At 39.3% G+C, this 6,356-nt stretch carries 9 protein-coding genes; 5 read left to right on the forward strand and 4 right to left on the reverse strand.

Features of this window, described 5'->3' with window-relative positions; all coding sequences use genetic code 11:
• Positions 1–82 precede the first annotated feature (82 nt).
• Complete coding sequence (gene crcB / locus DP73_RS14000) at positions 83–457, reverse strand: fluoride efflux transporter CrcB (RefSeq protein WP_034600313.1); 375 nt, start codon at positions 455–457, stop codon at positions 83–85.
• Between the two features lie 267 nt (positions 458–724).
• On the opposite strand from crcB, the gene DP73_RS14005 reads away from it, so the two are divergent.
• Together DP73_RS14005 and DP73_RS14010 are read left to right on the forward strand one after the other, a co-directional pair.
• Complete coding sequence (locus DP73_RS14005) at positions 725–1,651, forward strand: LysR family transcriptional regulator (RefSeq protein ID WP_034600314.1); 927 nt, start codon at positions 725–727, stop codon at positions 1,649–1,651.
• A gap of 64 nt (positions 1,652–1,715) precedes the next feature.
• Positions 1,716–2,792, forward strand: a complete 1,077-nt coding sequence (locus tag DP73_RS14010) for a radical SAM protein (RefSeq protein ID WP_052090681.1) — start codon at positions 1,716–1,718, stop codon at positions 2,790–2,792.
• 13 nt (positions 2,793–2,805) lie between these two features.
• On the opposite strand, the gene DP73_RS14015 is transcribed toward DP73_RS14010, so the two are convergent.
• Both DP73_RS14015 and DP73_RS14020 read right to left on the reverse strand, forming a co-directional pair.
• Positions 2,806–3,231: a YueI family protein gene (locus DP73_RS14015; protein WP_052090683.1), complete on the reverse strand. Its 426-nt coding sequence runs from the start codon at positions 3,229–3,231 to the stop codon at positions 2,806–2,808.
• A 92-nt stretch (positions 3,232–3,323) separates the two neighbouring features.
• Entirely contained in the window at positions 3,324–3,794 is a 471-nt protein-coding gene (locus DP73_RS14020) for an HAD hydrolase family protein (protein WP_034600315.1), read from the reverse strand.
• Between the two features lie 186 nt (positions 3,795–3,980).
• Between DP73_RS14020 and DP73_RS14025 the strand changes: the two genes are divergently transcribed.
• The gene (locus DP73_RS14025) at positions 3,981–4,514 is read left to right on the forward strand and encodes a DUF2179 domain-containing protein (protein WP_052090685.1); all 534 of its coding nucleotides are present in this window, start codon (positions 3,981–3,983) and stop codon (positions 4,512–4,514) included.
• 118 nt (positions 4,515–4,632) lie between these two features.
• On the opposite strand, the gene DP73_RS14030 is transcribed toward DP73_RS14025, so the two are convergent.
• A complete protein-coding gene (locus DP73_RS14030) occupies positions 4,633–4,884 on the reverse strand; it encodes a hypothetical protein (protein WP_242865765.1) in 252 nt (83 codons plus the stop codon).
• Between the two features lie 256 nt (positions 4,885–5,140).
• Between DP73_RS14030 and DP73_RS14035 the strand changes: the two genes are divergently transcribed.
• Together DP73_RS14035 and DP73_RS14040 are read left to right on the forward strand one after the other, a co-directional pair.
• Entirely contained in the window at positions 5,141–5,569 is a 429-nt protein-coding gene (locus DP73_RS14035; RefSeq protein ID WP_034600318.1) for a universal stress protein, read from the forward strand.
• 197 nt (positions 5,570–5,766) lie between these two features.
• The gene (locus DP73_RS14040) at positions 5,767–6,195 is read left to right on the forward strand and encodes a universal stress protein (protein ID WP_034600319.1); all 429 of its coding nucleotides are present in this window, start codon (positions 5,767–5,769) and stop codon (positions 6,193–6,195) included.
• Positions 6,196–6,356 lie beyond the last annotated feature (161 nt).

Below are 6,356 nucleotides of genomic sequence, written 5' to 3' on the forward strand. Positions count from 1 at the left end.
TTCTTGAGAAAGGCAAGCTAGGTACGGACTGACCTGCAGACACGGGAATTCGACCAAGAAACCGCTTCCGTATTTAGAGGGCTTAGAATAAACGAGCTAGGTTTACTCCTAAAGCTACTCCGGAAAAACCAACGACAATGCTGAGTATGACATACAATCCGGCTGTTATAAAACTTCCGCCTTCAAGTAAGGAAATTACTTCAAAACCAAATGTGGAGAAAGTGGTAAAGGCCCCCAAAAAACCAACACCAATTCCCAAACGCCAGAAAGGACTTACATTAAGTCGTTCAACAAATAATATATGTAAGAAACCAAGGAGAAAGGCTCCCGAGATATTTATAAGAAAGGTGTGCAGGGGAAAGCTGCTATTCCATTTGTTGGAGATCCATACTCCAAGACTATAGCGGGAGAGGGCCCCGAGGGCCCCTCCCACTGCAATGACTAAGGCAGTTTGCATTGTCTTTAACCTCTAATTTTCAAAATTTAGGATCAACGAATAAAATTAGATCAGTAAGGGGAATCAACTAGGGAGTTATATATAATAATATATTGATTGAGTGTTAACCACAAGGAGTCAAAGCCTGAAGAGTTACAAACGTCAAGAGTATGGGTCTGTGTAAGTTGGCAGACATTGTGGAATTTTGAGAAAAGAAGTATTATTATACAAATCTACAAAATAAAAGTTTAGTTAAATTAAACAGTTATAAAAACAAGAGGTGTAATCGTGATTATTGATCCATTGAGAATTTTCGTGACTATAGTTGAGAACAAACATTCCTCTCTTGCAGCAGAAGAACTTTATTTAACTCACCCAGATGTAAATTCTCAAATAAAAAGTTTAGAAGAGGAATTAGGCTCAAAGCTTATAGATAATACATCGAAGCATTTAACCCTTACGCAGTCTGGTGAAATCTACTATGGATATGCAAAGCAAATATTGCTTTTGCAGGATAAGGCCAAACAGGAAATCAAGCAGTTATCGAATGTGGTTACAGGGGATTTAAGGGTTGGAGCGAGCTATACCATTGGAGAATATATTTTACCCTCTGTAGTGGCAGAATTTGCAACCAGATATCCCAAAATAGAGATTGATACTGCTATTGCTAATACGCAAGAGATAATTCATGCAGTGCAAGCAAATTATTTAGACATTGCTCTTGTCGAAGGAGAAGTAAATAATTCAGATATTATGATTCGTCCAATCATGGAGGATGAAATTATTTTAGTAGTACCCAATCAACATCCTTTGGCAAGGCTCCCTATAGTTACTTCAGAGCATCTCCAAGACCAAGTATGGATTCTTAGAGAAAGGGGTTCAGGAACTCGTGCGTTCAGTGATAAGCTTATTAAAGAATGGGGGATAGAGGTCAGGAAAACCTATGTTTTTGGAAGTGGTCAAGCAGTTAAACAGGCTGTAACAGCAGGTTTAGGAATCGCCTTAGTCTCGCGTTGGATTGTAAAAAAAGAGTTGAATGCCAAGGAATTAAAGTCAATCAGAATTAAAGGAAAGCGATTAACCCGTTCTTTCTATTTAATCGGATCTAAAGACCAAGAAACGGCCTCAGAGGCTATAAAGGCTTTTATGGAACACCTATTTGCCCTAGAGGCTACTTCGTGGAAGAAAATCGGAAAGAAGAGTCTGGATATTTAATGCCACAGGGTATTTTTCATGAAGATAAGAATAAGTCTAAGAGTGGAGAGGAAGGGTGACAAATATGAAAGATGTTGTTGAATTAGTTTTTCATCCAACACCATCTATTGAACGTCTTTACTTGGAATTGACCAACCGATGTAATTTATCATGTGAAATGTGTTATCGTCAAAAGTGGCAGGAACCTTTGGGAGACATGTCTAAAGAAGTGCTGAATTCAATTGCGGAAGAGGTAAATCAATTCCCAGATCTTAAAGAAGTAATCCTTGGCGGAATTGGGGAACCCACAATTGCCTATAATTTTCGTCAAGCAATAGAACTTTTCTCTTCCCGGTATGAAGTGACTGTAACCACAAATGGAACTACCTTGGACACAGAGTTGATAGACTTTCTCGTTTCTCATAAAGTAGCAAGGATTGTTTTGTCGATTGACACAACTGATGTAGATACATTTGACACAATTCGTCATCAAAATATTCAAGGCATTTTAGAGAGCACGCGTTATATTGCTGAGCAAAGACCTCAGGGAGGGCCGGAGATAGTATGGGAATTTGTAGTCATGAAGAATACTCTTCCTTTTTTAGTGGAAACAGTTCGACAAGCTGGGCAGTTAGGAGTAACTAGGATTTTTGTTTCTCATGTTATTCCTATGCGAGAAGAAATGATCTCGGAGACTCTATATGGCCCTACAAAGTCTAAGGAAGTAGATAAGGTTTTTCAAGCAGCACTAATCGCGGGTTTGACCAAAGGGGTAGAGGTGGTCTTGCCGAAAAGTGAGATAACTACTGAACGGTACTGCAAATTCATAGAAACTCAAAGTGCCGTCGTGCGTTGGGATGGTCATGTATCCTCCTGTTATCGTTTTTTGCATTCCTACCCGGAATATGTTTTTGGGAGATATAAACAGATTGAAGCTCATAGTTTTGGATCTCTCCAAGAGAAATCCTTGCTTGAAATCTGGACTTCTCTTGAATTCATGAGATATCGTTATAATGTTCTTCATAGTGAATATGCTTCATGTCCTGATTGTAAGTGGGTTGAAGGGTGTGATATGGTTCTCCGGTCAGACATGGATTGTCTAGGCCATGCCCCGTCTTGTGGGGATTGTCTTTGGGGACGAGGGATAAGCGTTTGTCCCTAAGTTCATCTGAAAGTTAGTCTTGAGAATCCGAATTTTGCGGTTGAACGTCAATATCTTTTATGTCCACGGCCTGGTTACTCACTACGACTAATCCAGTGTTACCGGTAAGTTGTGGATCATAAATCATCGTGTAGGGTTTATCAACTTGACGGGCTAATTTTATGTACTTATCAGTTGATTGAGGGCTCAGGGTGCCATTTATAAGCATTTTTGAGCTCTTTTCGTGTTTTAATGCTTCCTCTATCTCAGTGTAAACAAATCTGTCAGCAACTTGTTTTTGGGTTAGGCGGCGAATAATGCGCTCGCGAAATTCTCCCAGGTAGTTCATCTTTTCGTCGCGTTTTAATTCTGGTGCCCCATGTATACCTAGAGATATTCTTTGTAAGGTCAGATCCTGATCGACTGAGGGCAGAGTATCATTATAAGTATCAGATTCCATGGAGACTCCTCCTTTGAGTGTGATACTGATATGATCTGCCTTTATCATGAGGATATACATTAGGAGTATATATAATACGACAGGTTGGGCATTTATAGTCTAAAAGTTGCCTTAAGACGTTTAGTCTCCAGGAGTAAACCGAAGGCGTCTTCTATGTCATTAACAACTAAATCAGCTGATAAAAGAGCCTGTGCAGAGGCACCTTCGCCGCCAATGACGGCAATGCCTAATTGAGCGTGCTGAAGCATTAACTGATCATTTGCTCCGTTTCCAATGGCCACAACTTCACGAGGCCTAAATTTCAGCACATAATCTCCCTTTTCTTTAATGTGTTCAGCGCTTTCTAATACTTTAACTTGTAGGGGTAACCCCTCACATTGTTGGACGACGGAACCGAAGGTGTCTGAGGTGATAATATGGATCTCTAGATAAGGTGATAAGCGCTTGAGCTTTTCTTTAACAGAATCGAACATTCTACCATCTAAGGCTAAAGTTCCATTATAGTCTAAGACTAGGATTTCCAGATTAATATTTCCACGCCCTGGTATATACGTTTGAATCATGAGTTCGCCTCCTATCTGAATATCATTAACTTATTCATGGGAAAAATGGTCTTCACCTTTGATTGTACCACTATAATATGTTTGTGATAATTGTCTGGCTGTGAAAAATAGTAATTGGATCTATCCGTGACAATGCCGTAGTAAAAAGGTAGAATAAAAGGAAGAGAGAATAAATACTGAGTGGAAATGGAGGAGCTTATGGAACTGATTTTAATTATAATAGGGATAAATGTAGTCTACGTATCCTTATACACTCTGCGGACGATTTTCGTAATTAAAGGGCAGAAAGGCTTAGCGTCCGCTCTTTCTATAGTTGAGGTTTTCGTTTATATGACAGGGCTGGGAATAGTTCTGCAAAACCTCGATAATCACTGGAATCTAGCAGCCTATTGTATCGGTTACGGTCTAGGAGTCTATACAGGAAGTCGGATTGAAGAGTATTTAGCCCTAGGTTATGTTACTGTTCAAGTAACAGTGGATTGCGTTGAAATAGAAATACCTACAAAGCTCAGAGAATATGGCTATGGTGTAACTTCTTGGTTAGCTGATGGCAAAGATGGACAGCGTCTTATGATGCAAGTGCTGGCAAAGAGGAGTAATGAACGTAAATTAATTGACATTCTTGATAAACTTTGTCCTAAAGCCTTTGTTGTTTCTTACGAACCTAAAAATTTTAAAGGTGGATTTTGGAAAAAAAGAATGCCTAAGTCTTTCGAATAGTAACTAATAATAGCCGGGGTTCAGATAAAAGGTATCGAACTTAGGGGTTCATTTCTAAAAAAGTGTTTGGAAAGATTGCTGCCATAAGTTTAATGGAGTTAACAAAGAATAAAAGCAACTAGGCTTTATATAAATACCATTTACATGTATTTAGCTCATATTTGAGTTCGTAGACCCTTAATTGTCCACTAACTTCACTTTGGCAGCGAAAAATAATCATGCGATTGCCGGCAAGCTTTTCCTCGGAGCGGGTAACGATTCGGTCAACTTTAACCACTACCTTGGAGGCGTCAGATGAAGCAATCTTATATCGAATTGGATTAGGGATTCCTTCTAGGTTGAACCAAGCAATCATCTCAACGGGTTGCATTAAAATCCTCAATACATATCACCTAGCCTAATCAGAAATTGATTTTTGCGAAGCTGATTCTTTTATAAATACTTTAACAGAACAGGTGTTCTCTGTAAAGAGTATGCCTGTTTCCTTGGAATTATACATACCCAAAATCAGAGGTTAAGCTTATAGCTTTAAAGAGCAATTATTATTTAGGATTCAAGTGAATCAGATGGTATAATATAGTATAATAGGAACTACGAAGAAAAATTTATTGTTAGGAGCTGAGTGGATGTTTAAAAAGATATTAGTAGCCACGGATGCCTCGGAATATTCTCGTCGGGCTTTAATAACTGCTTTAGAAATAGCCCAAAAATATGATGCAGAAATTGAGCTTTTGTTCGTCAGTTATATCAGGGAGGCCTATTGGGGCAATAACGTTGCTTACGGAATCCTGGTTCCCCAAGAGCAAATTGATGAAGCAGGAGAACAAGCCTTAGAAGCAACCCTTCAAGGAATAGATGTAGGAAATATTTCCGTGCAGAAGAAAATGGTACAGGGCTATCCGTCAACAATGATTTTAGAAGAAGCTAAGAAACTAGAGGCAGATTTGGTGGTCATGGGAAGCCATGGCTATGGTCCAATTACAGGTTCTCTGTTAGGAAGTGTAAGTCAGCGCGTCCTTCCACGAGCGGAATGCCCGGTACTTATTGTAAAGTAAGAAAATTGAAATAGGTAATATTAATTGAGGCCATATGGCAATAATATTGACTTGTTAGATATAAAGTGATAATCTGCAATCAAGGAAAATATAGCCTGTTTTTACAAAACTTAAGATTATCCTAGGAACAGAAGCCCCGTAGTAGACAGATCATTAATGATGGTGGTAAAAGATCTGAAATAGTAGGAGGGTGAAGTATGTTTAAAAGGATATTGGTGGCCACAGATGCCTCGGAGTACTCACGTCGAGCGTTTAAAACTGCCTTAGAGTTTGCCCAGAAGTTTCAGGCTGAAATTGTCCTTTTGTTTGTAGCTTATACTCCGGAAGCATATTGGGGTTATAATTCAGCCTATTCTATTGAAATTACTCTTGAAGAAATTGAAGAAAGAGGGAAGCTGACCTTAGAAGCCACTCTTGAAGGAATTAATACTCAGAATATCCCTGTCAAGAAAAAAGTAATCCAAGGGCACCCTTCGACCATAATTTTAGAAGAGGTTGTCACTGAGAATATTGATTTAGTGGTTATGGGAAGCCATGGCTATGGACCAATAGCCGGAGCGGTATTAGGAAGCGTAAGCCAGCGTGTTCTTCGAAGAGCAACTTGTCCCGTTCTCATCGTCAAGTAAAGTTAGGAAAACTGTCAATAAAATAATAAAAGGCCGTTGCCAACGGCCTTTCAGACCGTAGACAAAAAGGTGCCTTATGCAAACTGCATGGCACCTTTTTGTCTCTTAATAATGAATTGAGAATCTGAGGGCTGTCACTTATACCCATCGAACGCTGCCGA

This window comes from Desulfosporosinus sp. HMP52 (assembly GCF_000765145.1).
GTDB lineage: Bacteria > Bacillota > Desulfitobacteriia > Desulfitobacteriales > Desulfitobacteriaceae > Desulfosporosinus.

Excerpts from the sequence above, each read along its gene's own strand:
- DP73_RS14040 (WP_034600319.1), top strand. The coding sequence starts at position 5,767 with ATGTTTAAAAGGATATTGGTGGCCACAGATGCCTCGGAGTACTCACGT.
- DP73_RS14030 (WP_242865765.1), bottom strand. The coding sequence starts at position 4,884 with ATGCAACCCGTTGAGATGATTGCTTGGTTCAACCTAGAAGGAATCCCT.
- DP73_RS14020 (WP_034600315.1), bottom strand. The coding sequence starts at position 3,794 with ATGATTCAAACGTATATACCAGGGCGTGGAAATATTAATCTGGAAATC.
- DP73_RS14010 (WP_052090681.1), top strand. The coding sequence starts at position 1,716 with ATGAAAGATGTTGTTGAATTAGTTTTTCATCCAACACCATCTATTGAA.
- crcB (WP_034600313.1), bottom strand. The coding sequence starts at position 457 with ATGCAAACTGCCTTAGTCATTGCAGTGGGAGGGGCCCTCGGGGCCCTC.
- DP73_RS14025 (WP_052090685.1), top strand. The coding sequence starts at position 3,981 with ATGGAGGAGCTTATGGAACTGATTTTAATTATAATAGGGATAAATGTA.
- DP73_RS14015 (WP_052090683.1), bottom strand. The coding sequence starts at position 3,231 with ATGGAATCTGATACTTATAATGATACTCTGCCCTCAGTCGATCAGGAT.
- DP73_RS14035 (WP_034600318.1), top strand. The coding sequence starts at position 5,141 with ATGTTTAAAAAGATATTAGTAGCCACGGATGCCTCGGAATATTCTCGT.